Origin of the sequence: Scandinavium goeteborgense (assembly GCF_003935895.2) — a bacterium.
Lineage (GTDB): Bacteria > Pseudomonadota > Gammaproteobacteria > Enterobacterales > Enterobacteriaceae > Scandinavium > Scandinavium goeteborgense.
Genome location: NZ_CP054058.1, coordinates 2,653,750 through 2,677,604, shown reverse-complemented (window position 1 = coordinate 2,677,604; position 23,855 = coordinate 2,653,750). Strand labels below are relative to the sequence as shown.

24 protein-coding genes are annotated in these 23,855 nt (G+C 56.7%); 9 read left to right on the top strand and 15 right to left on the bottom strand.

All coding sequences use genetic code 11. The annotated features are described in order from the left end of the window. The first annotated feature begins 387 nt into the window (after positions 1-387). Positions 388-1,137: a MipA/OmpV family protein gene (locus A8O29_RS13785; protein ID WP_110509702.1), complete on the top strand. Its 750-nt coding sequence runs from the start codon at positions 388-390 to the stop codon at positions 1,135-1,137. Positions 1,138-1,233: 96 nt separating this feature from the next. Here the strand turns inward: A8O29_RS13785 and A8O29_RS13780 are convergent, their stop codons facing one another. Continuing rightward, positions 1,234-2,118: a D-hexose-6-phosphate mutarotase gene (locus tag A8O29_RS13780; protein ID WP_110509701.1), complete on the bottom strand. Its 885-nt coding sequence runs from the start codon at positions 2,116-2,118 to the stop codon at positions 1,234-1,236. 97 nt (positions 2,119-2,215) lie between these two features. Beyond that, on the bottom strand, positions 2,216-3,211 hold the full coding sequence (gene gapA, locus A8O29_RS13775; protein WP_110509700.1) for a glyceraldehyde-3-phosphate dehydrogenase: 996 nt from the start codon (positions 3,209-3,211) through the stop codon (positions 2,216-2,218). Positions 3,212-3,549: 338 nt separating this feature from the next. Between gapA and msrB the strand changes: the two genes are divergently transcribed. Further along, on the top strand, positions 3,550-3,963 hold the full coding sequence (gene msrB / locus A8O29_RS13770) for a peptide-methionine (R)-S-oxide reductase MsrB (RefSeq protein WP_125354841.1): 414 nt from the start codon (positions 3,550-3,552) through the stop codon (positions 3,961-3,963). Between the two features lie 42 nt (positions 3,964-4,005). Continuing rightward, complete coding sequence (locus A8O29_RS13765) at positions 4,006-4,284, top strand: YeaC family protein (protein ID WP_125354840.1); 279 nt, start codon at positions 4,006-4,008, stop codon at positions 4,282-4,284. A gap of 72 nt (positions 4,285-4,356) precedes the next feature. On the opposite strand, the gene chiD is transcribed toward A8O29_RS13765, so the two are convergent. From chiD to sppA, 5 genes are all read right to left on the bottom strand, one after another. After that, positions 4,357-5,610, bottom strand: a complete 1,254-nt coding sequence (gene chiD / locus A8O29_RS13760) for a chitinase ChiD (RefSeq protein WP_125354839.1) — start codon at positions 5,608-5,610, stop codon at positions 4,357-4,359. Between the two features lie 17 nt (positions 5,611-5,627). Continuing rightward, entirely contained in the window at positions 5,628-5,801 is a 174-nt protein-coding gene (locus A8O29_RS13755; protein ID WP_168713873.1) for a hypothetical protein, read from the bottom strand. A gap of 672 nt (positions 5,802-6,473) precedes the next feature. After that, positions 6,474-7,115 (bottom strand): bifunctional nicotinamidase/pyrazinamidase, encoded by a 642-nt coding sequence (gene pncA, locus A8O29_RS13750; RefSeq protein WP_125354838.1) that lies wholly within the window; start codon positions 7,113-7,115, stop codon positions 6,474-6,476. An 11-nt stretch (positions 7,116-7,126) separates the two neighbouring features. Next, positions 7,127-8,143, bottom strand: coding sequence for an asparaginase (gene ansA, locus A8O29_RS13745; RefSeq protein WP_125354837.1), 1,017 nt, complete (start codon positions 8,141-8,143; stop codon positions 7,127-7,129). 52 nt (positions 8,144-8,195) lie between these two features. Beyond that, a complete protein-coding gene (sppA, locus tag A8O29_RS13740) occupies positions 8,196-10,049 on the bottom strand; it encodes a signal peptide peptidase SppA (RefSeq protein ID WP_125354836.1) in 1,854 nt (617 codons plus the stop codon). 164 nt (positions 10,050-10,213) lie between these two features. Here sppA and A8O29_RS13735 point away from each other — a divergent pair, with 164 nt between their 5' ends. Next, complete coding sequence (locus A8O29_RS13735; protein WP_110509693.1) at positions 10,214-10,765, top strand: NAD(P)H nitroreductase; 552 nt, start codon at positions 10,214-10,216, stop codon at positions 10,763-10,765. A gap of 48 nt (positions 10,766-10,813) precedes the next feature. Here A8O29_RS13735 and phoC read toward each other — a convergent pair whose 3' ends face one another. Further along, positions 10,814-11,560, bottom strand: coding sequence for an acid phosphatase PhoC (gene phoC / locus A8O29_RS13730; protein ID WP_110509692.1), 747 nt, complete (start codon positions 11,558-11,560; stop codon positions 10,814-10,816). A 387-nt stretch (positions 11,561-11,947) separates the two neighbouring features. Between phoC and selD the strand changes: the two genes are divergently transcribed. Together selD and A8O29_RS13720 are read left to right on the top strand one after the other, a co-directional pair. Then, complete coding sequence (selD, locus tag A8O29_RS13725; protein WP_125354835.1) at positions 11,948-12,991, top strand: selenide, water dikinase SelD; 1,044 nt, start codon at positions 11,948-11,950, stop codon at positions 12,989-12,991. A gap of 4 nt (positions 12,992-12,995) precedes the next feature. Beyond that, positions 12,996-14,918 (top strand): DNA topoisomerase III, encoded by a 1,923-nt coding sequence (locus tag A8O29_RS13720; protein ID WP_125354834.1) that lies wholly within the window; start codon positions 12,996-12,998, stop codon positions 14,916-14,918. An 82-nt stretch (positions 14,919-15,000) separates the two neighbouring features. On the opposite strand, the gene gdhA is transcribed toward A8O29_RS13720, so the two are convergent. Continuing rightward, entirely contained in the window at positions 15,001-16,344 is a 1,344-nt protein-coding gene (gdhA, locus tag A8O29_RS13715; protein ID WP_125354833.1) for an NADP-specific glutamate dehydrogenase, read from the bottom strand. A 235-nt stretch (positions 16,345-16,579) separates the two neighbouring features. On the opposite strand from gdhA, the gene A8O29_RS13710 reads away from it, so the two are divergent. Continuing rightward, on the top strand, positions 16,580-16,855 hold the full coding sequence (locus A8O29_RS13710) for a YnjH family protein (protein WP_125354832.1): 276 nt from the start codon (positions 16,580-16,582) through the stop codon (positions 16,853-16,855). Here the strand turns inward: A8O29_RS13710 and A8O29_RS13705 are convergent. Further along, positions 16,815-17,231, bottom strand: coding sequence for a pyrimidine (deoxy)nucleoside triphosphate diphosphatase (locus tag A8O29_RS13705; RefSeq protein WP_125354831.1), 417 nt, complete (start codon positions 17,229-17,231; stop codon positions 16,815-16,817). The two genes, A8O29_RS13710 and A8O29_RS13705, sit on opposite strands and share 41 nt — an antisense overlap. 78 nt (positions 17,232-17,309) lie before the next feature. On the opposite strand from A8O29_RS13705, the gene A8O29_RS13700 reads away from it, so the two are divergent. Beyond that, entirely contained in the window at positions 17,310-17,876 is a 567-nt protein-coding gene (locus tag A8O29_RS13700; protein ID WP_174081345.1) for a carboxymuconolactone decarboxylase family protein, read from the top strand. Beyond that, complete coding sequence (locus tag A8O29_RS13695; RefSeq protein ID WP_125354829.1) at positions 17,869-18,519, top strand: CDP-alcohol phosphatidyltransferase family protein; 651 nt, start codon at positions 17,869-17,871, stop codon at positions 18,517-18,519. The genes A8O29_RS13700 and A8O29_RS13695 overlap by 8 nt, the downstream gene beginning before the upstream one ends. Here A8O29_RS13695 and A8O29_RS13690 read toward each other — a convergent pair. The 5 genes from A8O29_RS13690 to A8O29_RS13670 all read right to left on the bottom strand — a co-directional run bounded on the left by A8O29_RS13690 (position 18,516) and on the right by A8O29_RS13670 (position 23,855). After that, positions 18,516-19,823, bottom strand: coding sequence for a rhodanese-like domain-containing protein (locus A8O29_RS13690; protein WP_125354828.1), 1,308 nt, complete (start codon positions 19,821-19,823; stop codon positions 18,516-18,518). The genes A8O29_RS13695 and A8O29_RS13690 overlap by 4 nt on opposite strands. Before the next feature lie 75 nt (positions 19,824-19,898). Further along, entirely contained in the window at positions 19,899-20,531 is a 633-nt protein-coding gene (locus A8O29_RS13685; protein WP_125354827.1) for an ATP-binding cassette domain-containing protein, read from the bottom strand. After that, a complete protein-coding gene (locus tag A8O29_RS13680) occupies positions 20,531-22,078 on the bottom strand; it encodes an ABC transporter permease subunit (protein ID WP_125354826.1) in 1,548 nt (515 codons plus the stop codon). The genes A8O29_RS13685 and A8O29_RS13680 overlap by 1 nt, the downstream gene beginning before the upstream one ends. Further along, complete coding sequence (locus A8O29_RS13675) at positions 22,051-23,214, bottom strand: ABC transporter substrate-binding protein (RefSeq protein WP_125354825.1); 1,164 nt, start codon at positions 23,212-23,214, stop codon at positions 22,051-22,053. Before A8O29_RS13675 ends, A8O29_RS13680 begins: the two co-directional genes overlap by 28 nt. After that, on the bottom strand, positions 23,214-23,855 hold the full coding sequence (locus tag A8O29_RS13670; RefSeq protein ID WP_125354875.1) for a TVP38/TMEM64 family protein: 642 nt from the start codon (positions 23,853-23,855) through the stop codon (positions 23,214-23,216). The genes A8O29_RS13675 and A8O29_RS13670 overlap by 1 nt, the downstream gene beginning before the upstream one ends.

The following is a 23,855-nucleotide window of genomic DNA, read 5'->3' as shown; positions in this document are numbered from 1 at the left end:
TCGTATGAATAATAGAGGCTCCCGGAAGGGATAAGCTGAACGACGCTCGCTCAATCTCCAGCAACCCTTGTGCCAGGTTGTCGGGTCTGAAAACATAACGTGCCCCGCGATTACACCTTCTGAATTTAAGCGTAGATGGCATTTGGAAAACTTGCATGTTGGCAAAAGTCAATTTCAATGACATATCAATAACTCATCAAAAAATACCGCGACTTAAAGCCGAAGAAAATTCAGGGCTTCATGGTGCCGTCATCCGCCTGTAAGCGGAGTGTCATCAAAAGGTGGCAATTTGAGCGGTTAAATATCGTAAGCAGAAGTAAAAAGTTTGAGGTCAACGTAACGGGCGGTTAAACTTCAGCCGCTTGTAATTTGAAAGGGATATGCAACGTGAAATTAATCAAACTTCTGACAACGGGTGTGCTCCTCGCAACAGCATCAACCGTTGTGCATGCTGAGGACAGCAAACTGACGCTGGGCGCAGGCGTGGGGGTAGTAGGGCATCCGTACAAACAGTACAGCAGTGATGTTTACCCTTTCCCGGCCATTGATTTCGAAAGTGATAACTTCTGGTTCCACGGCATCGGCGCAGGGTATTACCTGTGGAACGATACCGCCGATAAGCTCTCCATCACCGCCTACTGGTCGCCGCTGTACTTTAAGCCAGGCGACAGCGACAACAATCAGCTGCGTAAGCTCGATCGTCGCCAGTCGACGATGATGGCCGGCCTGTCATACCTGCACTTTACGCAGTACGGGTTCCTGCGCACGACGCTTGCAGGTGACACGCTGGACAAGAGCAACGGCATCGCCTGGGATATGGCGTGGCTGTACCGTTATAACGCGGGCAGCCTGACCATCACGCCGGGGATCGGTTTGCAGTGGAACAGTGAAAATCAGAACGATTATTACTATGGTGTTTCCAAAAACGAGTCGAAGAAAAGTGGCCTGCGCAGCTACGATCCTAACGACGGCTGGAACCCGTATGTCGAGCTTTCTGTGAACTATAAGCTGAATGCTGACTGGAGCGTCTACGGAGTCGGGCGTTACACCCGCTTGTCGGATGAAGTCACTGACAGCCCGATGGTCGACAAAAACTGGACCGGACTGCTGTCCACCGGTGTGACCTACAGCTTCTGATAATGCACCGTTGAGGTGCCCAGAGTGCAATAAAACAGGGCGGAGACGCCCTGTTTTGCATTGCGTTGGTGCAGAGAGTGGTGGTGCAGGATGTGATTAGCGTTTAGCGACGCGAATCGACTGCGACAGACGCGTTGGTTTTTCTTCTGACGCTTTCTGCGGCGTGGTCACGCAGGCAGTTTCCACACAAACAAAGGTTTTGTATCCGTCGTCTGGCATATCGCCCATGCTAACGGACAGCGCAGGACCTGGGTTCCAGCCAACAACGTTACTCTGATGACCGTGGATGACGTCAATATTACGGCCCAGTGCACCGTCGTGGATCACGCTGCAGCCTTCCGCATTCAGGTACACGCGGTCGGTACGGTCCGGGAAGGTCTGCACGCCATCGGTCAGCACGCCTTCTTCGGCATTTTTCACTTTATCGATGTAGCGATCGCCAAAGCCACTCACTTTCACTGCGCTGATGTCGCCGACGTTGAAATAGGTGTGCAGGGCAGAGGTGGTTTCAAATTCACCGTGCGCTTCCAGCTCGATTTCACAGGTTTTACCCACTTTGAAACGCGCATACAGCGTGAAGTCGTGCGGCCACAGTTTCTTGGTTTCTTCGCTGCTTTGCAGTTCGAAAGTCAGCACCACACCGTTGTCGTCTTCGTTATGGGCTTTCAGGTTCCACGGCAGATTACGCGCAAAACCGTGCGCAGGCAGACCCTGCTGTTCCGCCGGGCCAAACCATGGCCAGCAGATTGGCACGCCGCCACGCAGTGCGACGCCGTTTTTGAATGGGGTGTTATTACTGAGCCACAGCACGTCAGCTTCTCCGGCAGGTTTCCAGGAGAGCAGGTGCGCGCCCTGAAGTGCAAAAGAGGCTTTAGCCTGTGGGTGATCGACGACAATCAATTCCAGATCGTCAAGCTGACGACGAGAGAGAACAGGGGAGAGTTGTTCAACTACCGGGAGAGCAAAAATTTTGTTAATCATGGTGCAATCCTAATGGTTAGCCGTAAACGTAAAGCAATAAAAAAGGCGACCGAGGTCGCCTTTTAAGATCAGTTTTGAATCAGTGTCTCATCTCAACTTATTTGGAGATGTGAGCGATCAGGTCCAGAACTTTGTTTGAGTAGCCAGTTTCGTTGTCGTACCAGGAAACCAGTTTCACGAAGTTGTCGTTCAGTGCGATACCTGCTTTAGCATCGAACACGGAAGTGCAAATTTCGCCGTTGAAGTCGGTAGAAACAACGTCGTCTTCTGTGTAACCCAGAACGCCTTTCATTGGGCCTTCAGAAGCCGCTTTGATTGCTTTCTTGATTTCTTCGTAAGACGCTGCTTTTTCCAGACGAACGGTCAGGTCAACAACGGATACGTTCGGAGTAGGAACGCGGAACGCCATACCAGTGATTTTACCGTTCAGCTCTGGCAGTACAACGCCTACAGCTTTAGCAGCACCGGTAGAAGAAGGGATGATGTTCTGTGCTGCGCCGCGGCCGCCGCGCCAGTCTTTGTGAGACGGGCCATCAACGGTTTTCTGAGTTGCGGTGGTCGCGTGAACAGTGGTCATCAGACCTTCGATGATGCCGAAGTTGTCGTTGATAACTTTTGCCAGCGGAGCCAGGCAGTTGGTGGTGCAAGATGCGTTAGAAACGATATCCTGGCCAGCGTATTTTTCGAAGTTAGCACCTTTAACGAACATAGGCGTGCTGTCTTTAGAAGGACCAGTCAGAACAACCTTTTTAGCGCCAGCGGTGATGTGCTTACGCGCAGTTTCGTCGGTCAGGAACAGACCGGTTGCTTCAGCAACGACGTCAACGTTAACTTCGTTCCATTTCAGGTTAGCCGGGTCACGTTCTGCGGTAACACGGATAGTTTTACCGTTAACAACCAGGTGGCCGTCTTTGACTTCTACAGTACCGTTAAAACGACCGTGAGTTGAGTCGTATTTCAGCATGTAAGCCATGTATTCAGCGTCTAACAGGTCGTTGATTGCAACGATTTCGATGTCAGAACGTTCCTGAGCAGCACGGAAAACAATACGGCCGATACGGCCAAAACCGTTGATACCTACTTTGATAGTCATATATTCCACCAGCTATTTATTAGTGAATAAAAGGTTGCCTGTAAAATTACAAAAAGCTTACGCAGCGTCAAGCGGAATCGTGTCAATCATTGCGACAAATCAATCCTATGCACAACCTTTGCGCGACTGAATGCCTCACTCATCCATTGGGCTCATTTCCATATGCGGCCTGCGGCGGGAATTTTAAAGGCCATAAGAGATAAAAATGTGATGTGCATCACAATTACCTGGCTACCCTTTCGCAACGAATAAGTTTAGAACAAAAGTTCGCACTTCATTGTTAATGTTTTGTTAGAATCGTGGCAGAAGTGGACCCTTATACAGCGAGATGTGAGCATATGGCTAACAAACCTTCCCCGGAAGAGCTGAAAAGCGCTCTTAGCGAAATGCAGTTTTACGTGACGCAGAATCACGGAACCGAACCGCCATTCACCGGCCGCCTCCTGCACAACAAGCGTGACGGCCTTTACCACTGCCTGGTGTGCGATGCGCCGCTGTTTAACGCGGAAAGCAAATACGACTCTGGCTGCGGCTGGCCGAGCTTCTACGAGCCGGTAAGCGACACGGCTATTCGTTACCTGAATGATTACTCTCATGGTATGCAGCGCACAGAAATTCGATGCGGAAACTGTGACGCGCATCTCGGGCACGTGTTCCCGGATGGGCCACAACCGAGCGGAGAGCGCTTTTGTGTCAATTCGGCCTCTTTGAGCTTCACCGATAATGAAAATGGCGACCTAACTAAGGGCTGAAGAAACGATTCAGCAAATTATTCCTGAGGAGCGGACCCGATCGTGGAAATTGAGCAAATTATCGACGGCATGACTGAGGAAGTTTATCAGCGTCTGGCGACGGCTGTAGAGCTGGGAAAATGGCCGGATGGCGTGGCCTTAACGTCAGAGCAAAAAGAGAACAGTCTGCAACTGGTGATGTTGTGGCAGGCGCGTTACAACAACGACGCGCAGCACATGACTATCGACACCCAGGGGCAGATGGTCATGAAAAGTAAACAGCAGCTGAAAGAAGATTTTGGCATCGCACCGAAGCCAATTGCGACGCTGAAGATGTTGTAAGTGGTTTAGCCCGGCGGCGCTGGCGCTTGCCGGGCCTACCGGGCCGATGGTGTCAGCCCGGATTACCATACGTTAGTGTTTAATCCCCAACGACGTCGCGAGCTGCTTCGCTAACCGGTTATGGTCGTCCGCGCCATACTCCCAGAACATTGCGCCGCCCAGACCTTTCTCCTTGATGTACTGCGCCTTCAGGTCAACCGACTGCGGATTTTCATACGACAACGCAAACAGCGGCTTGCCGTCGGCAGATTGCACCGACAGCCAGGGGGCCTTCGCCTGATCGTCCCAGTGCTGAGTAAAGCGTTTCTGCGGATCGTTAATCAGCTTGTCGACAATCTCGTTGTACTTCACGTAGGTATCTTTCTTCAGGTCATAGCCCAGCGATTTGAACAGCGCAATTTCCTGTGCACCGAAGTAGGGCTGCGTCACCGGATTTTTAGCCGCGTCTGGTTTTGCCCAGTCGATGCCCGGCTCAACGCTGCGTTTCGGGACGCGCCCATAGAAACCAATACCCAGATTCATCTGCTCAGGCTTCAGCCCGGCGGCAAGATAGTTGTTCACCACGAAATCGACACTGTATTTGTCGGCAGCTGCAACCGTTGGCCAGTGGTTTGAGTCGTACAGGTTCGAGTTGAAGTACTGCGTGCCGTAGGCCATATCGTAGGTCATCAGGTTGATGTAATTCAGATACGGTGCGACGGCCTTCACGTCGACCCAGCTTTTCGGACTTTCCGCATTCGCGCCCAGCGCGACGGTGACTAACTTCTCTTTCGGCAACGCTTGCCGCATCTCTTTGAGCAACGCGGTAAAGTTGTCTTTATCTTCCGGCTGTTTGTCGACCAGACCCCAGGCGCCGTTGACCGGGTATTCCCAGTCGAGATCGATGCCATCGAGCCCGTAGGTTTTAACGATCTCACTGGCGGAGCGGATAAACACCGCGCGGCTCTCTTGGCTGTTGGCCGCCCCGGAAAATCCCCGGGCGCCCCAACCGCCGACCGACAGCAATACTTTCAGCTGCGGGTTTTGCTTACGCAATTCAGGGATTTTGTTGAGGTCAGCAATGACTTTTGGCGAGAGCCAGATCTGGTGCAGTTTGCCGGTGTCTTTCAACGCGTCGTTAGTTTCACCCGCTTCTTTGTTGTAAATCAGGCCAAACGAGTAGTTGAGGTGGGTAATCTGGCGCACATCCAGCTTGTCGATATCTCCGCCGGGGCCAGCTGTCACATCGCCGCCACCGTTGAAATAACCCACGGACATCAGATCTGTGGCAAATACGTAGGGTGTGCAGAGCAGGGGTAAGGCTGCCAGAACAGGCATAAGCTTCATACATTTTCCTCTTTGACTTATAAATAAACACGCACGCCACACAATGGCGTGGCGAAAAAACAGCCAAAAAAGAGTAGCATTGCCGCTTCGCTAAAAATGCGAGAAAGCTTCAAATTATCGACATTATCACGGTCATGCCGATCGCTAAGTTGAATCAGCGTCAGGGGGCAGCCCTGCTTGTGGTTTTTCACGGAATGAATTCTCGCTAATGCCCTGCGAAATAGTCCAGATACGGAAAATTAATTCATCACTGTTTATATTACTATCGCGACTTTGTCATTCTGTCTAAATGGGGCGCTTCAATTAAGATATGGATATATTCAAACGTGTTATTAAAAAAATTATTGGCTGGTTAAAAGGTGATTTTCCCCTGTGGTTTACATATTGGGTGACAGGTGTCGTACCTAATATTTTTTTATGCTATTCATATATATGATGATTGATAAGCTCGATCGCGGTACGATTGAGTCTTACACAGTAAATATAATATATGCTGTCACTATCATTGTAATTATTTACATCCCTTTGTCTCTGGTTGCTATTGCAGCAAGTGCAATCCGTTATAAAGGCTTATGGGTATGGAAGATATTAGCTGGAGTGGGTATTCTGAAGGGTTGCGTGTCTTACCTTCAATTTGTGTTGATCGCCTGCACAGGGCTTACTGGTTTATGAAAATGTTCAGTCACTAACAAATTATTCAAGATTGAAGGGTTACGTCTATTTCATTTATCTATGTACAATACGTTTTAGAAAACGAAACACATAATAAATGCTCAGGAAAACAACGCGCATTAACGAGGTTTTTTCTGTGTTCATTACTGCCCGGTCAGCAACGTGCCGACCGGGGAGGGTAGAATTTCAGATCAGGCCTGCGTTTCCTGCCAGTCGGCGAAGGTGTAGAGCGTCGCGCCTTCGGCGGCCATCTCCATAAATGCCTGAGCGCTGTCCTGCGGGTTGATATTCACCCCGCGACAGCCGTCGGTAATCACATTCACTTCATAGCCAAGTTTCAACGCATCCAGCACCGTATACTTCACGCAGTAATCCGTCGCCAGGCCCATCACGATCAACTCGGATACTTTCTGGGCCTTCAGCCAGTCGTCCAGCCCGGTTTTCTGCCGATGACCGTTGTCGTAAAAGGCGCTGTAGCTGTCGATATTGACCGCTTCGCCTTTCGGAAACACCACGTCGATAAACTGATCGGCCAGCAGAGGATGCAACTCAGCACCTTCGGTATTCTGCACGCAGTGATCGGGCCAGAAGGTTTGTGGCAGACCGTCGAGCTGGCCCTGCGTAAAGGGCTCAACGTGATGCTGACGGGCAAAGCTCCCATGATTTGCCGGATGCCAGTCTTTACTGGCGACAATCGCGTCACCACGTACCAGACACCAGTGGATCAGGGCATTCGCCACGTCCACCGTGCTGTCGCCTTCCGGCACCGCGAGAGCGCCCCCGGCACAAAAGTCGTTCTGCAAATCCACCAGTAACAGCGCGCGTGCGTTCATCTTGGCTCTCCTTACTCGTCCGGCGTCAGTTCACCACGCAGGTTTTGCTGCATCGCGGTACGCACCGCATCGACGTTCAGCCCCTGCGTTAACAGATAGTGTAGCTTGGTCAGCGTGGCTTCCACGGTCATATCGAAGCCGCTAACCACACCCGCCTGGGCGAGGGCGTTGCCGGTGGCATAGCCGCCCATGTTCACCTTGCCGGACATGCACTGGGTGAGATTGACCACCACAATGCCGCGCAGGCTGGCTTCGGCCAACTCTTTGAGGAAATCACCGTTTTGCGGGGCATTGCCGACGCCATAAGAGCGCAGGATCAGCGCTTTCACCGGCTGGCGCAGGAAGTTACGCACCACGTCGGCAGAAATCCCAGGGTAAATCGTCACCACGCCAATCGGCTGCGGGGTAATGCGATGCACGATTAACTCCCCGGTGCCGTACGGCGCAGGTGGCGTGCCGAGGCGACGAATGTGGATCCCGGCTTCCAGCAGCGGTTGCAGGTTGGGTGAGGCGAAAGCGTCAAAGCCATCGGCATGCGCCTTGGTCGTCCGGTTGCCGCGATACAGGCGATTATTGAAGAAAAGCGTCACTTCGTTAATCGGGTAGTTCGCCGCCACGTATAACGCATTCAGCAGATTGATTTGTCCGTCGGAACGCAGTTCAGCTAATGGTATTTGTGACCCTGTCACAATGACCGGCTTGCCGAGGTTTTCCAGCATGAACGACAGCGCCGAAGCGGTAAACGCCATGGTGTCGGTGCCGTGCAGAATGACGAAGCCATCGTATTCATGGTAATGCGCCTGAATATCTTCGGCGATATGCTGCCAGTCTTCCGGCGTCATATCGGAAGAATCCATCAGCGGGGCGTATTCGTGGATGGTGAAGTCCGGCATTTCCGGACGATGGAATTCAGGCATCAACGCCAGTTGGCGCTGGAGGTGGCCGGACACGGGAATGTAGCCCTGTTCAGAGCGTTGCATCCCAATGGTGCCGCCGGTGTAGGCAACGTAAATTGATTTCTTTTGCATGATGAGTTACTGAATCTGAAAGAAAAATCCCCTCCAGTGGAGGGGATATGAATTAACGTATATTAGCGCAGGTCAGGCAGAACGCGTAGCGGTTCTGCGGGTCGTTGAAGGCGGCAAGTTTATCGCCTTCCGCCTTCACCACGTTGGCGGCACTGACCAGCGGCGCAGGCAGGTAAGCCTGCAGGGCTTCTGGCACCGCGGCGCGAACGGAGCCGCTCAGGCTGTCGACGACAGAATTGAACAGCGTCGGTTCTTCCTGGTAGTAATCAATGTGCCACTGTTTGAGTTTCGCCAGCTGCGCCGCTTTCGCGACCGCATCATCGAAATCACCGAGGCTGTCTACCAGACCGTTCGCTTTCGCATCCTGACCGGTCCAGACGTGGCCCTGGGCGATTTTATCGACCTGTTCCGGCGTGCTGTGACGCGACTGAGCAACCAGCGTAATAAAGCGCTTATAGCCGTTCTCGATGCTGAGCTGCATCATGTCCTGCACTTCCTGTGGCAGCGCTTTGGTCATCGAGATATCCGCCAGCGGCGAGGTTGACACGCCGTCGGTGTGCACGCCGATGGAATCCAGGCTGTCTTGAACGGTGTTGATGACGCCGAAGATGCCGATGGAGCCTGTGAGGGTGCTGGCGTTCGCAACGATGTAATCTGCCGGGGTGGAAATCCAGTAACCGCCTGAGGCCGCCATGCCGCCCATAGAAACCACGACCGGTTTTCCGGCTGCACGTGCAGCGGCCAGTTCAGAGCGAATCACTTCTGAGGCGCTGACGCTGCCGCCAGGGCTGTTGACGCGCAGCACAATGGCTTTCACTTTCGGATCAAGGCGTGCATCACGAATTTGTGAAGCGGTGGTATCGCCGCCTACGTTACCCGGCGTTTCTTCCCCATCAATGATCGCGCCGTTGGCGAAGATAACCGCCACGCTGGCACCCTTATCGGCAGGGGTTTTCAGAGAGTAATCGTAGTAGCTGACGGCCCGATAATTGTTGTCCGCTTTGCTCCAGCCGAACTGTTTGGAAAGCACTTTTTCTACTTCGGCGTTGGACGCCAGAACGTCAACCAGCTTGTTATCCAGCGCGTATTGGGCTGTATCGCCGTCAACTTTACGCAGGCCATCAAGCATGCCTTTCGCACCTGGGAAAATTTGCTCCGGCGTGGCCTGACGGTTGGCGGCCACGGTGGTCAAATAGTTCTGCCACAGCTCGCCAATCCAGCGGCTATCCGCATCGCGTGCAGCCGGGGACATATCATCACGGATAAACGGTTCAACGGCGGATTTATAGGTGCCGACGCGGAACACGTGGGTGGTGACTTTCAGCTTATCCAGCAGCGATTTGTAATACAGCCCGTTAGTGGCGAAGCCGTGTAAATCGACGGTGCCCTGCGGGGAGAGATAAACCTTGTTGGCGAAGCTTGCGAGGTAGTACTGACCCTGGGTGTAGCTGTCGCCCACGGCGTAAACCGGCTTGCCGCTGTCACGGAACTCACGCAGCGCTTTGCCGATGTACTGCATCGAAGGCTGGTCAGCCCCGGCGAAGTTTTTCAGATCCAGCACGATCCCGGTAATGTTTCGGTCGTCCTTTGCCTGGCGAATCGTATTCACAATGTCGAACAGGGAGTTTTCCTGCAAGCGGTCAGAGCTCGCGCCCAGCAGTTGGCGGCCAATGGCACCAAATTTACTGCTGGTTGACGGCTTATCGACCACCACGCCGGTTAAATTCATCAACAGCGCGCCGCGGCCTGCGGTTTCAGTGGTACTGCTGCTGAACTGCATCCAGATGCCCACACACACCAGCACCAGCAGAATAAAGAACAGGTTCAGCACCAGTTCACGGACGAAGTTCAACAGACGCCACGTCCATTTAAAGAATCCGGCAATAAATCGCCAAAGGGTTCGCATGTTTACTCCCTGTCTGAATGAAAAGATGTCCGCCCGCGAAGGCGCGACGTGAGGCTATCCTAATGACACCGCCGCCGGTTGTCAGCAGGAATCGCCTCCGGCGCTGTAACAAATTCTGCTGTCATGTTAATTTTATGAAAAACCCCGTGACAGGAGATTTATCAATGGATGCACTCGAATTACTCGTTAACCGCCGCAGCGCTTCCCGTCTGGCTGAACCCGCCCCGGCAGGAGAACAGCTGGAAAATATCCTGCGTGCGGGCCTGCGCGCGCCCGATCACGGCACGTTGCAGCCGTGGCAGTTCTTTGTGATTGAAGGTGAAGGTCGGGAGCGTTTTAGCCAACTGCTGGAAAAGGGCGCGGTTAATGCCGGGCAGGACGACAAAGCCATCGACAAAGCGCGTAACGCGCCGTTCCGTGCACCGCTGATTATTGCAGTGGTAGCGAAATGTACGCCGGATCATAAAGTGCCGGTGTGGGAGCAGGAAATGTCCGCAGGCTGTGCGGTGATGGCGATGCAGATGGCCGCCGTCGCGCAAGGATTCAACGGCATCTGGCGCAGCGGTGCGCTGACCGAAAGCCCGGTGGTTCGTGACGGTTTGCAGTGTCGTGAACAGGATAAAATTGTCGGCTTCCTGTACCTCGGTACGCCACAGTTGAAGGCGTCAACCACGGTTTCTATCCCGGATACCGCGCCGTTTGTCGTGAAATTCTGAGTCCAAAAACCGGCCCGGCAGGCATCACGCCGCCGGGCACTGTCGAGATTATTTCTGCGTTTTAGCAAATTCGTCTTTGGCTTTCTGCAATTGCTGCTGGAACGCCGGGTTGGTGTGCAGCGTAGCCACCACCGCCGAGCCGACAATCCGCGCCGCATCCACATCGCTCTGCCAGTGATAACCACAAATCACACGGCTTTCGCCCAGGTCATACCCACGTTTCAGGATATCGTTCTGACGCGCCGGATTCACTTCCGCCAGCACCAGTGCCGTTGCCCAGCCGATGGACGTATGGCCTGACGGATAAGAACCGTTTTTCGCCAGCTCATCTTGCTCTTTGGTATTGCAGGTCGGTACGCCGTAGAACGCAAACGGACGCACGCGCATATATTTCTGCTTCGCCGAACGGGTAGCGAGGTCGCCCGCATCTTCAATCATATTGGTCAGCAGTTTGTGCAGTTCGGGGCTGTCTTTCTCGGTGATCGGCGAACCGAATGCGCCGGAGAAGGCATTCGCCACACCGCCGCTGCTCAGGTTGGCATCTTCTGCCGCCTGCTTACCGCGCTCGGTCGAACGCAGCAAACGACCCTGTTCATACATCGCCTGATCGTTCAGGAACGCGATGCTGCCCACTTCCGGAGGCGGGGGCAGCAGGGCAAGGCTATCAATCGCCTGGGCATTTTTCAGGTAATAGAGGTCAGGTTTGGTGGTGGCATCATTCCCGGAGGGGGCCAGGGCAAAAGCATTGACGGAGAACAGACTGGCAACGCAAAACGCAAGAATACTCTTTTTCATTGTGGTTCCTTTTTTATGTGGATCGTCCAAAGGTCGGGCTGTCACATTTCTGTCATAAATCGATGATGAAAAAGTTGCGTTACCTCGCAAAACGGCAGATACATAAGTTTCGTGAATGAATTAAATTTCGTGTCAAATGGCCACGCCACACCGTGATTGTGCGCATAGTGAGCAACAGTGCGCGAAATAAGACTGTCTCACTTACCACCATCAACTTTGAGCGCTAACATATACACGTCATCCTTCGGGCTGCCTCTTTGTTGGCTACGCTTTCAGACCCCTGTCACATAGTTATCTATGCTCCCGGGCTCTTCAAACTTGCCGCCTCGATGCAACCCGAATGATTTTGTGTATAGCCGGGATCGGTTGCAATGACAGGAGATGTCCATGAGCGAGCAAGCCATTCGTTTGACGCAATACAGCCACGGAGCCGGTTGCGGTTGTAAAATTTCCCCCAAAGTGCTGGAAACCATCCTGCATAGCGAGCAGGCGAAGTTTGTCGACCCGAACCTACTTGTCGGGAACGAAACGCGCGACGACGCCGCCGTTTACGATTTGGGTAACGGGACGTCGGTAATCAGCACCACCGATTTCTTCATGCCCATCGTCGATAACCCGTTTGATTTCGGGCGTATCGCCGCGACCAACGCCATCAGCGACATCTTCGCGATGGGGGGAAAACCGATCATGGCCATCGCCATTCTCGGTTGGCCGGTTAACACGCTGGCGCCAGAAATTGCCCGCGAAGTCATTGAAGGCGGGCGTTTTGCCTGCCAACAGGCCGGCATTGCGCTGGCCGGTGGTCACTCCATTGACGCCCCTGAGCCGATTTTTGGCCTCGCGGTGACCGGTATCGTGCCAACAGAACGCGTGAAGAAAAACAGCACCGCCCAGGCGGGCTGCAAACTGTATCTCACCAAACCATTGGGCATTGGCGTGTTGACCACCGCCGAGAAAAAATCACTGCTTAAGCCTGAACATCAAGGCCTGGCGACGGAAATCATGTGCCAGATGAATATCGCGGGCGCGGCCTTCGCTAATATCGACGGCATCAAAGCGATGACCGACGTGACCGGTTTTGGTCTGCTTGGGCACCTGAGCGAAATGTGCCAGGGCGCAGGCGTGCAGGCGCAGATCCGTTTTGCCGACGTGCCGAAATTGCCGGGCGTGGAAGCGTACATTGCTCAGGGCGCAGTGCCAGGCGGTACGTCGCGTAACTTTGCCAGCTACGGCCACCTGATGGGTGACATGCCGGAGGCGTGGCGCGACCTGCTGTGTGACCCGCAAACCTCTGGCGGCCTGCTGCTGGCGGTCCTGCCGGAAGCGGAAACGGAAACCAAAGCCACCGCAGCGGAATATGGCCTCACGCTGACCGCGATTGGCGAACTGGTGACCGCGCGCGGCGGACGACCGATGATCGAGATAAGCTAACCGCATGCGCTTGTTTATTGCGGAAAAACCGAGTCTGGCCCGTGCCATCGCCGACGTGCTGCCCAAGCCGCATCGCCGGGGCGATGGCTTTATCGAATGTGGTAACGGCCAGGTGGTCACCTGGTGTATCGGCCACCTGCTGGAACAGGCGCAGCCGGATGTCTACGACAGCCGTTATGCGCGCTGGAACCTGATGGACTTGCCGATTGTGCCGGAAAAATGGCGGCTGCAACCGCGGCCGTCGGTGACCAAACAGCTGAACGCCATCAAGCGCCTGCTGCACGACGCTACCGAAGTTATCCACGCGGGTGACCCGGACAGAGAAGGGCAACTGCTGGTAGATGAAGTACTGGATTATCTTGAAATGCCAGCGGAAAAGCGTCGGCAGGTGCAGCGCTGTCTGATAAACGATCTTAATCCCTCGGCGGTCGAACGCGCGATTTCCCGTCTGCGCTCCAACAACGATTTCATTCCGCTGTGCGTGTCCGCGCTGGCCCGCGCGCGCGCCGACTGGCTGTACGGCATCAACATGACCCGCGCCTACACGCTGCTGGGCCGCAACGCGGGCTATCAGGGCGTGCTCTCCGTTGGCCGGGTGCAAACGCCGGTGCTCGGGCTGGTGGTGCGTCGTGATGAAGAAATTGAAAACTTCGTCTCGAAAGATTTTTACGACGTGAAGGCGCATATCGTCACGCCTGCCGACGAGCGTTTCACCGCCACGTGGCAGCCGAGCGAAGCCTGCGAGCCGTATCAGGATGAAGAGGGGCGATTGCTGCACCGCCCGCTGGCCGATCACGTCCTGGCGCGCATCGCCGGGCAACCGGCCATCGTCACGGCGTATAATGATAAACGGGATTCAGAACCGGCCCCGCTGCCGTTTTCACTTTCGTCTCTGCAGATTGAAGCCGCCAAACGCTTTGGTTTCAGCGCGCAGAACGTGCTGGATATCTGCCAGAAACTGTACGAAACCCACAAGCTCATTACCTATCCGCGTTCCGACAGCCGCTATCTGCCGGAAGAGCATTTTGCCGGACGCCAGGCGGTGCTGAACGCCATCAGCGTGCACGCCTCGGGTCTGCTCCCGCAGCCGGTTGTTGACCCTGAAATTCGCAACCGCTGCTGGGATGACAAAAAGGTCGATGCCCACCATGCCATCATTCCTACGGCGCGCAGTTCGTCGGTAAGAATGACCGACAACGAAGCCAAAGTGTATGAGTTGGTGGCCCGTCAATATTTGATGCAGTTCTGCCCGGATGCGGTGTTCCGCAAATGTCAGATTGATTTGGATATCGCCAACGGCAAATTCATCGCCAAAGCGCGTTTCCTCGCGGAAGCAGGCTGGCGCACGCTGCTTGGCAATAAAGAGCGTGACGAAGATAACGACGGCACGCCGCTGCCGGTGGTGGCGAAGGGCGACGAACTGCTGTGCGAAAAAGGCGAAGTGGTTGAACGTCAAACCCAGCCGCCGCGCCATTTCACCGATGCCACCATCCTTTCCGCGATGACCGGGATTGCGCGTTTTGTGCAGGACAAAGATCTGAAGAAGATCCTGCGTGCGACGGATGGTTTAGGCACTGAGGCGACGCGCGCCGGGATCATCGAGCTGCTGTTTAAGCGAGGGTTCCTGACCAAAAAAGGGCGCTACATCCATTCGTCCGAGGCCGGAAGGGCGCTGATCCACTCGCTGCCGGAAATGGCCGGACGACCGGATATGACCGCGCACTGGGAATCGGTGCTGACGCAAATCAGCGAAAAGCAGTGTCGCTATCAGGATTTCATGCAGCCACTGGTCGGTACGCTGTTTGACTTGATTCAGCAGGCGCGCAGTACGCCGGTGAAACAGTTCCGTGGGCTGGTAGCGCCGGGCGGCGAACAGAAAAAGAAAACGTTCAGTAAGGCGCGGAAGAAGAAAACCGAAGCGTCATAACATTGCCCGACGGCACTGCGTTTGTCAGGCCTACAAAACCTGTAGGCCCGTGCAAGCGTCAACGCCGCCGGGCAATCAAACCTTAAATCACGCCCTGCGCCAGCATCGCATCCGCCACCTTCACGAATCCGGCGACGTTCGCCCCGCGCACGTAATGCGTTTGCTTGCCTTCTCCGCCGTACTCGACGCACGCCTGATGAATATCCAGCATGATGTGGTGTAAACGGGCATCGACTTTCTCTGCCTTCCAGCCCATTCGTGCGGCGTTCTGCGCCATCTCCAGCCCGGACGTTGCCACGCCGCCTGCGTTTGCCGCTTTGCCAGGTGCAAATAAAACGCCCGCCTCGAGGAATAAATCGGTAGCAGCGATCGTGGTCGGCATATTGGCGCCTTCGGCCACCGCTTTCACGCCGTTGGCAATCAACAGGCGCGCCGCATCAGCATCGAGTTCGTTTTGCGTGGCGCACGGCAGGGCGATATCCACCGGCACGGACCACGGCTGCTGACCTTCAAGGTATTGCAGGCCAAACTCGCGGGCGTAATCCGCCACGCGGCCATCGCGGCTGCTTTTAATTTCTTCCAGACGCGCCAGTTTTTCCGCCGTAAAACCGGCTTCATCCACCACCGTGCCGCTGGAGTCCGACGCGGTCACCACGCGGGCGCCCAGTTCCATCGCTTTTTCAATCGCGTACTGGGCCACGTTGCCAGAACCGGACACCGCCACGCGCATGCCTTCGAAGCCCAGACCGTGGCGTTTAAGCATCGCGTTTGTGAAATAGATTAACCCGTAGCCTGTCGCTTCCGGGCGGATCAGACTGCCACCAAACGACAGCCCTTTGCCGGTAAACACGCAGGCGGTGTTGTTGGAGAGCTTTTTCATCATCCCCGCCATAAAGCCCACTTCACGCGCGCCGACGCCAATATCACCTGCCGGAACGTCGGTGTCCGCGCCTAAATGACGATACAGTTCGGTCATCAGCGCCTGGCAGAAACGCATGATTTCGCCTTCACTTTTGCCTTTCGGATCGAAATCGCTCCCGCCTTTCCCCCCGCCCATCGGCAGGGTGGTGAGCGCGTTTTTGAAGGTTTGTTCAAAGCCGAGGAATTTGAGGATCGACAGGTTTACCGACGGATGAAAGCGCATTCCGCCTTTGAACGGGCCAATCGCCGAGTTGAACTGCACGCGCCAGGCGCGGTTGACCTGTACCTGATTACGGTCGTCGACCCAGGTGACGCGGAACTGGATCACGCGCTCGGGTTCAACCAGACGTTCCAGCAGCGACATCTGACGATAGCGCGGATTGGCGTCCAGGAACGGCCACAGGGTGGACATCACTTCGCGCACGGCCTGCGCAAATTCACCCTGATGCGGGTCGCGTTGCTGAACGCGGTCCAGGAATGTTTCCAGAGAGAGAGTCGGTTCCATGAAGATAAGTTCCTCTTATGTCTATAACGGTATGATGTTTGTGTGTTTATTATTTGCGGGTCACTTTCTTTCGACTATCTCCGCTGACGCAGCGGCAGGCAAGGAAAAATCGCCTCGGAAGGGGAAAACTTATAATGGGCGGGTTGTCATAACAAAAAACGATGAAAGCGAAAATTTAAGAAAAAGGCGAAAGGGTCGATATAGTTATCTGAGAACCCAGAAAAAAGGAATGACAATGAAACGATATCTGATGGCGGGGCTGCTGTTGCTTCTTGGCAGCGGCGTGCAGGCTGCAGAGCGCTTCGGGCCGGATGTGGAAGTGAACGTGCCGCCGGAGGTTTTTAGCAGCGGCGGTCAGCGTGGGCAGCCTTGTGCTCAGTGCTGCATCTATCAAAACCAGAACTACAGCGAAGGCGCGGTGGTGAAAGCCGAAGGCGTGCTGTTACAGTGCCAGCGCGATGAAAAAACGCTCAGCACGAATCCGTTGGTCTGGCGTCGCGTAAGGCAATAAACGCGTCCAACAGCGGGATATCGGCAGGGGCCAGTTCCCATTTGAAGGCGTCTTGCGGTGTCACCCAAACCAGCTGGCTGTGCTCGTGCGCGGTCAGCTCGCCGTGATATTCCGGCACGTGCCAGGCATGCAAATGGATAATGCGTCCGGACACTTCCCGCTGATGGCTCGCTATATACGCTGCGGGCAGGGCATCAATGCCCAACTCTTCATGCAGCTCGCGGATAAGCGCCTCGGGCTGCGACTCTCCGGCTTCCACCTTCCCGCCGGGAAATTCCCACAGCCCCGGCTGGTCGGCATGCGCCGGACGCTGGGCCAGTAAAATCAATCCCGCGCGTTCAATAATGGCCGCCACCACATCAATAGTTTTCAGCATAGAGGTCAAGGTTCCTGTTCAGAGCGTGTCATACTATCTCTGCCGTTGATAAATCTGAAGATCTGCAGGAGTGTCCGGGTGAAAAAACGTCAACCGTGGGTACCGCCGCTGAGCAAAATCCCGCCTTCGCTTGCCCCCATCGTCAAAATGCAAAAGAAACACTACGGTGAGATTCTGAACCCGACCCGCTGGTGGGGACGGATGCCGCGTCTTTTCTGGCTGGTGGCGCTGTTTGTCGGCTGGCTGGAGCGCAAAAAAGCCCGCCTCTCACCGGAGCTGCGGGCGTTGCTGATGACCCGCGTTTCTCAGCAGTGTCATTGTGCGTTTTGCATTGATGCCAATAGTCTCCGACTGGCGCAGCGTACCGATACGCTGGAAAAAGTGCAGGCAGTGGCGCACTGGCCGTGCTCGACGCTGTTCAGCGAAGCCGAACGCGCGGCGCTGGACTATGCCGACGCCATGACCGCCACGCCGCCCCTCGTCAGCGAGGCGCAAAAAGTGGCGCTCAGGCGTTTTTATGACGACGAGACTATCTGCGAAATGACCGCGCTAGTGGCGTTTCAGAACCTTTCGGCTCGATTTAACGCCGCACTGGATATCCCTTCGCAAGGGTTGTGCGACGTGCAGGGGAAACCGCATGCTTGACCGTCATCTTCACCCTCGTCTCAAACCGTGGCTCAACCGGGCGGCGGAGAAACTCGACAGGCCAGGTATTACGCCGGACGGCATTACGCTGGTGGGTTTTGCGATTGGCGTGCTGGCCCTGCCGTTTCTGGCGCTGGGCTGGTATGTTCCGGCGCTGGTGGCGATTGTCCTCAACCGTCTGCTCGACGGACTGGACGGCGCACTGGCGCGGCGACGGGGCTTGACAGACGCCGGTGGCTTTCTGGATATCGCCCTGGATTTCCTTTTTTACGCCCTGGTGCCGTTCGGCTTTATCCTGGCGAATCCGCTGGAGAATGCGCTGGCGGGGGGCTGGCTGCTGTTTGCGTTTATCGGCACCGGCAGCAGTTTTTTAGCCTTTGCGGCGCTGGCAGCGAAGCACCAAATCGACAATCCCGGCTATGCGCATAAATCATTTTATTATCTCGGCGGGTTTACCGAAGGCAGCGAAACCATTGCGCTGTTCGTCTTGAGCTGCCTGTTTCCGGGGGGCTTTGCGTGGATGGCGTGGATCTTCGGCGGTCTGTGCTGGTTGACGACCTTTACGCGGGTGTGGAGTGGTTATGTCACGCTGGCCTCACTGGAAGTCCGGCAGCAGGGCGCTGCCGGACCGGGTGACGATTAGAGCGAAGCGTCCGGGCCGCGATCGCCGCGGCTGACCGGGTTCTTCGCGTTCTGGCTCCATTCGTACCAGCCGCCGTCGTACACCGACACGTTCTGCCAGCCCATGGCGCGGGCGTACATAAACGCTTCAGAGGCACGCCAGCCGGTACCGCAGTAGAACGACACCTGTTGCGAGGGCAGAATGTGCCATTGCGCCCACATCGCCGCGATATCATCGGCGCTGCGCATGGTGCCGTCCGGGTTGTGGAAATCTTCCATATGGGTCGAATCGCTGCCCGCATGGCCCCAGCGCGCCCCGGAGATCTCACCTTTTGGTTTGATGTAGTTGTAGCCGCTGGTGGTGCCGATAAATTCCGGCCACGAACGAATGCTGACCAGCGAGGCATCTTTGCGATGCACCAAACCCCGGGCCTGTTCGGTATCCAGCATCAGCTGCGGCTGGCCCGGAAGCGCGGCCCCGAAATCAGGTGCAGGCGTGTTTTTATCCGGCGTGCCGCGCTCAACCGGCAGGCCCGCATCGGACCAGGTTTTCCAGCCGCCGTCTAACAGCCGCACGTCTTTCACCCCGGCATACAGCAGAATTTGCGCCACACGCGCGGCGGCGTACACGTCGCGCCCGTACAGAATCACGGTGGTGTCGTGGCGGATACCCTGTTTCGCCAGCAGCGCTTTCAGCTTATCGTCAGAGACTTTGTTCCACAGCGGCTCACTTTCGACGTCGTTGGTGTCGATATAGCCCGCGCCCGGAATATGGCTCAGCAGGTAAAGTTTCGGCGCGCCCCAGGCCGCCTCGATAACCTTCCAGTCGCCTGTCGGCGCGGCGGTCACGGCTTTCCCCTCTTGCATGTCATGCAGCCACTGCGGATACACCAGTTGCTCAAAGTGCGGTAGCTTTTGCAGGCGTTCCGGTTGGCTGAGCGCATCACCGAGCAGGCTGACGTGGGTCAGGCCCGCTTTTTTCAGGCGTTCCGCCACGGCGGCGTTATCGTTATCGGCCCCGTACAGCGCCACCGGCGTGGAAGACTGCAACTGGTGCTGTTTGATCCATTCGGTCAGTTGCGCGTCGTTCATGGCCGAAAGCCAGCTGGCGGAGAGATTCAGCGCCGCCGGTTCATGGCCTTCACTGCCATTCAGCGCTTGCGGCCAGCCGTTGTAGAACGCGCTCAGACGGGTGTCGATGGCGACGCCTTTCTGCTGCTGAAGCTGGGTGAAGGTGAGTGGCGAAAGCATATCAGCTGCGAAAGAAACCGAAGAAGACAGCCCGATCAGCAGGGCCAGCGCGGTCAGTTGAGAAACACGTTTCATCGAATTGCCCGTCAGAAGAAAAAAGAAGCGTCATTCTGGACCCTCGTTTTGGGAAAATCCTTGCGCTGGCGCAGATTAGCCCCAGCTTTCAAGTCGCAGACAGCGGCCATCGGCCGGGATATCGGCCACGTCATGCGTCACCAGAATCACCGGGATGTGGCGCTGTTTCACTTCGGTAAACACCCATGCGCGGAAACTGTCGCGCAGCGCGGCATCGAGGCCGCTAAACGGTTCGTCCAGCAACAGCGCGTCAGGCTGCGCCAGCAGAGAACGCAGCAGCGCCACCCGCGCGCGTTGCCCGCCGGAAAGCGTCGCCGGATCGCGGGCATAAAACCCGCCTAAGCCCGCGCTGTCGAGCGCAGCTTCAGCCTGGGCGCGTCGCTGCGATCGCGGCACCGAGGCGGGCAGCGCTAACTGTAGATTTTGCCCCACGCTGAAATGGTCAAATAGCAGCGCGTCCTGAAACAGAATGCCGATGCGTCGCGCTTCGGTGGGCAAGATGTCACATCGCCGATCGTTCAGCCACAGTTCGCCCCGGGCATGAAATGCGCCGTCCAGCGCGCCCGCCATCCAGGAGAGCAACGTCGATTTTCCGCTCCCGGAGGCGCCCATCAGCGTCAGGATTTCGCCATTTTGTACCTGAAAATCCACGCCGTTGAGCAGCATTGTGCCGCGGTGTGTCACCGTCAGACCATCCACTTTCAGCATTAACGGAGTCCTTGTCGATAATGGCCCAGCCACCGTAACAGCAGGGAGATGAACAGGAAAAAGCAGCCAGGTAGCAGCAGTTGCCAAAGGGCCTGAGTGGCGAGCATCGGCGTACTGCCGCCGCTGCTGAGCGCCACGGCGTCGGTGGTGAGGGTGGTAATGCGCCCGGCCCCGAGCCACAGCGTCGGCAAATATTGCGCGATGCTGACGGAAAAACCGACCGCCAGTGCGGCGAGGATCGGGCGCAGCAGCAGCGGGCTTTTCACCTGCCAGAAGCAGCGCCAGCGAGTCCAACCGAGCGTGCGGGCGATCGTCAGCAGGCGCGGGTCGAGCCGTCGCCAGGCGGGCAGCAGAATAAACAGCATCCACGGCACCACCCACAGCAAATGCCCCCACAGCACCGTCAGCCATTCACCGTCCTGCCAGCTTAGCAGCGCCAGCTGATATTGCCCGGCGACGAGGGGCAGCGCGGGCAGTACCAGCGGCAGCCAAATGCAGGCCCAGATCAATGAATAACAGCGCTGCGGACCATACTCCAGCCACAGCAAACAGAAGATCAGGCTGATCAAAGATGCGCCCAGTGCCAGCCACAGACTGTTGTTGATGCTGTCGATATTCGCCAGTTGGCTGTCGGAAAGTAGCCCCAGCGTTACCGCGCACAGCACGCCGCTGAGCGGCAGCAGCCAGGCCAGCACGTTGCCCGGTAATGCCAGCGGCTGCGGATGGCGAACGCCCTGAAAGTCAGGCACCCGGGCGCGGAAGGCGCGCCACAGCAGATGGGCGACGAGCACCAACGCCGCCAACATCAGGATCAGAAGCAGGCACGTCAGCGAACCTTGCGCCTGCTGTAAGGCATCCCCCTGAGACAGCCACTGCCAGGCCAGTACTGCCAGCGTCGGCGGGTTGCCGGGGCCGAGGATCAGCGCCACGTCGACGGCAGAGAGTGTCCAGGCGGCGGTCGCCAGCAGGACAATACGCAGCTGCGGCAGCAAACGCGGCAGCACAATCCACGCCACGCATTGCCAGCGGCCGTAACCCTGGCTGCGCAGCGTCAGGCCCTGTTCGGCTAATCCTTTTTCTGCGGTCAGGGCGTACATCGCCCACAGCAAAAACACGCTCTCTTTCACCGCCAGCGTCAGACCCAGCCCGATACCGTAGCGGTCAATCGGCGGCGTAATCTGCGGGAACTGGCGGAACAACCAGCCGCCTTCGGCAAATAGCAGTAACGCCGCGCTGGCGAACGCCACATGAGGCAGGGCGAGCAGCAGCGGCAGGCGGGCCGCCAGACGTTGCCATTGCTGAGAGGGCCATAACGCCGCCACCACCGATAGCGCGAGGGCGAAGGCGCCGACGACGGCGATAAGCGTGGAGACCATCGTCGCCAGCGCCGCCTGCGGAAGCTGCGGGTCGCCCAACAGCGCCTGCCAGTTGGCGAGCGTCAGCGCGGGCATCAGCAACTGAACGGCAGCGGGCAGCAGGGGCAAATAAATCAGCCCCATCGCGGCCCACAGCAGCGCCGTCAGTGCGTGCCGTAGCGGCGCAGCCATTCCTGCTCCAGCGCGTTAACCCAGGTGGCGTGCGGTTCAGCCAGCACCGGCGGCATTTTTTCGGACTGCGCGGCAGGCCACGGCGTCGGGAGTTTGTTCATGTCCAGCACCGTGGGGTCGCCCCAAACAGCCGGGTCGGCTTTGCGCTGCTGAGCCGCGGGTGACAGCAGAAAGTTCGCCACCACCTTTGCGCCAGCCACGGCGCGGGCGTTGGCCGGGATCGTCACAAAATGCACGTTGCCGAGCATTCCCTCGCTAAACCCAAAGCTGAAACTGTCAGCAGGCAGTTCGCCGCTGGCGACTTTTTGGCTGGCGTGCATCGGGTTGAAAGTCAGCGACAGGCGCAGCGTGCTGTGGGTCAGCATCGCGTCCATCCGGGCGGGAGATGCCGGGAAGTCGCTGCCGTTGCGCCACAAATGCGGATGTAGTTTGTCGAGATACGCCCACAGTGGCGCGGTGACGGCGGCGAACGTGGCGTCGTTGGGTGGCTGCTTTAACGCGTCAGGCTGGGTGGTCAGATTCAACAGCAGTTGTTCCAGAAACGCGGTGGCGGTGAAATCCGGCGGACGCGGATAGGTCACGGTGCCAGGGTGCGCCGTGGCGAAATCCAGTAATGCTTGTGGCGAAGTTGGCGGCTGAGACGTCTGGCTGCGGCGGGCGATAAACGTAAGCTGAGCGCTGCCCCACGGTGATTCCGCTCCGTCCGTCGGGATGGAAAAATCTTCCAGGACCGGCTTCTGCAGATCGACATACTGCCAGTTCGGCAGGGATTGCGCCCAACCGGTTTGCAGTAAATTTGCCTCTTTCAGGGTGCGGAAGTTTTCGCCGTTGACCCACAGTAAATCCACCGAGCCACCGTGCGTACGCCCGGCGCGCGCTTCGGTCTGAATGCGTTTTACCGCATCCGCTGCATCAGCCAGATGCACCATTTTAAGTGTTACGCCGTAATCGCGCTGCACCTCGCCGCTGGCCCAGTCGAGATAGCGATTCACCGCCTGATCGCCGCCCCAGGCGTTGAACCACACGGTTTGCCCGCGAGCCTCGTGTTCGGTTTGCTGCCAGTTTTGGGCCGACAGCGCCCACGGGCTGACCGCGAGCAGGGCTATCCATAACAAATGGCGGGAGAGAAGACGCATTATCGGAACCTCTTTTGGCGTTCAGCGTAGAATTTTTTAGCCATCATCAACAGGATAGCCAGGGCGAACAGGGTCAGCAGCCCGGTGACCAGCCAGTAGGTACCGCCCGTCAGCCAACTGCCGACGCAGGAGTAGACGACAGTGGCAGGCAATTGACCGAGCCCGGTTGCCAGCATAAACGACCGAAAGCGCAGCGACGTCAGCCCGGCGGCGTAGCTAATTGGGTCGAAGGGCACGAAAGGCAACAGGCGGCAAATGAGGATCGTGTGTTTGCCGTAGCGCGTGAAAAAGGTGTCCATGCCGTCGAGCACCGTTTTGCCGGTCAGCTTTTCCACCGCGCCGCGCCCGAGGATTCTGGCGATATAAAAGCAAAATGCCGCGCCCGCCATCGCGCTGGTCCACGACAGTACGCCGCCCCAGAAGGCGCCAAACAGCGAGGCGTTGGCGAAGGTAATCAAAAAGGCGGGGAGCGGGGCGACAATGGCTTGCAGGATCATCAAAAAGAAGGAAACGGCGGCAGCCTGCGGGCCCCAGGATTGAATGAAACGTGCCAGGTCGGCGCTGTCGAGGTGAGCAAAAGCCGCGAAGCTGTTATCCACAAAGGCTTTCACGCCAGGGAACAGCAGGTACGCGCCCAGCAT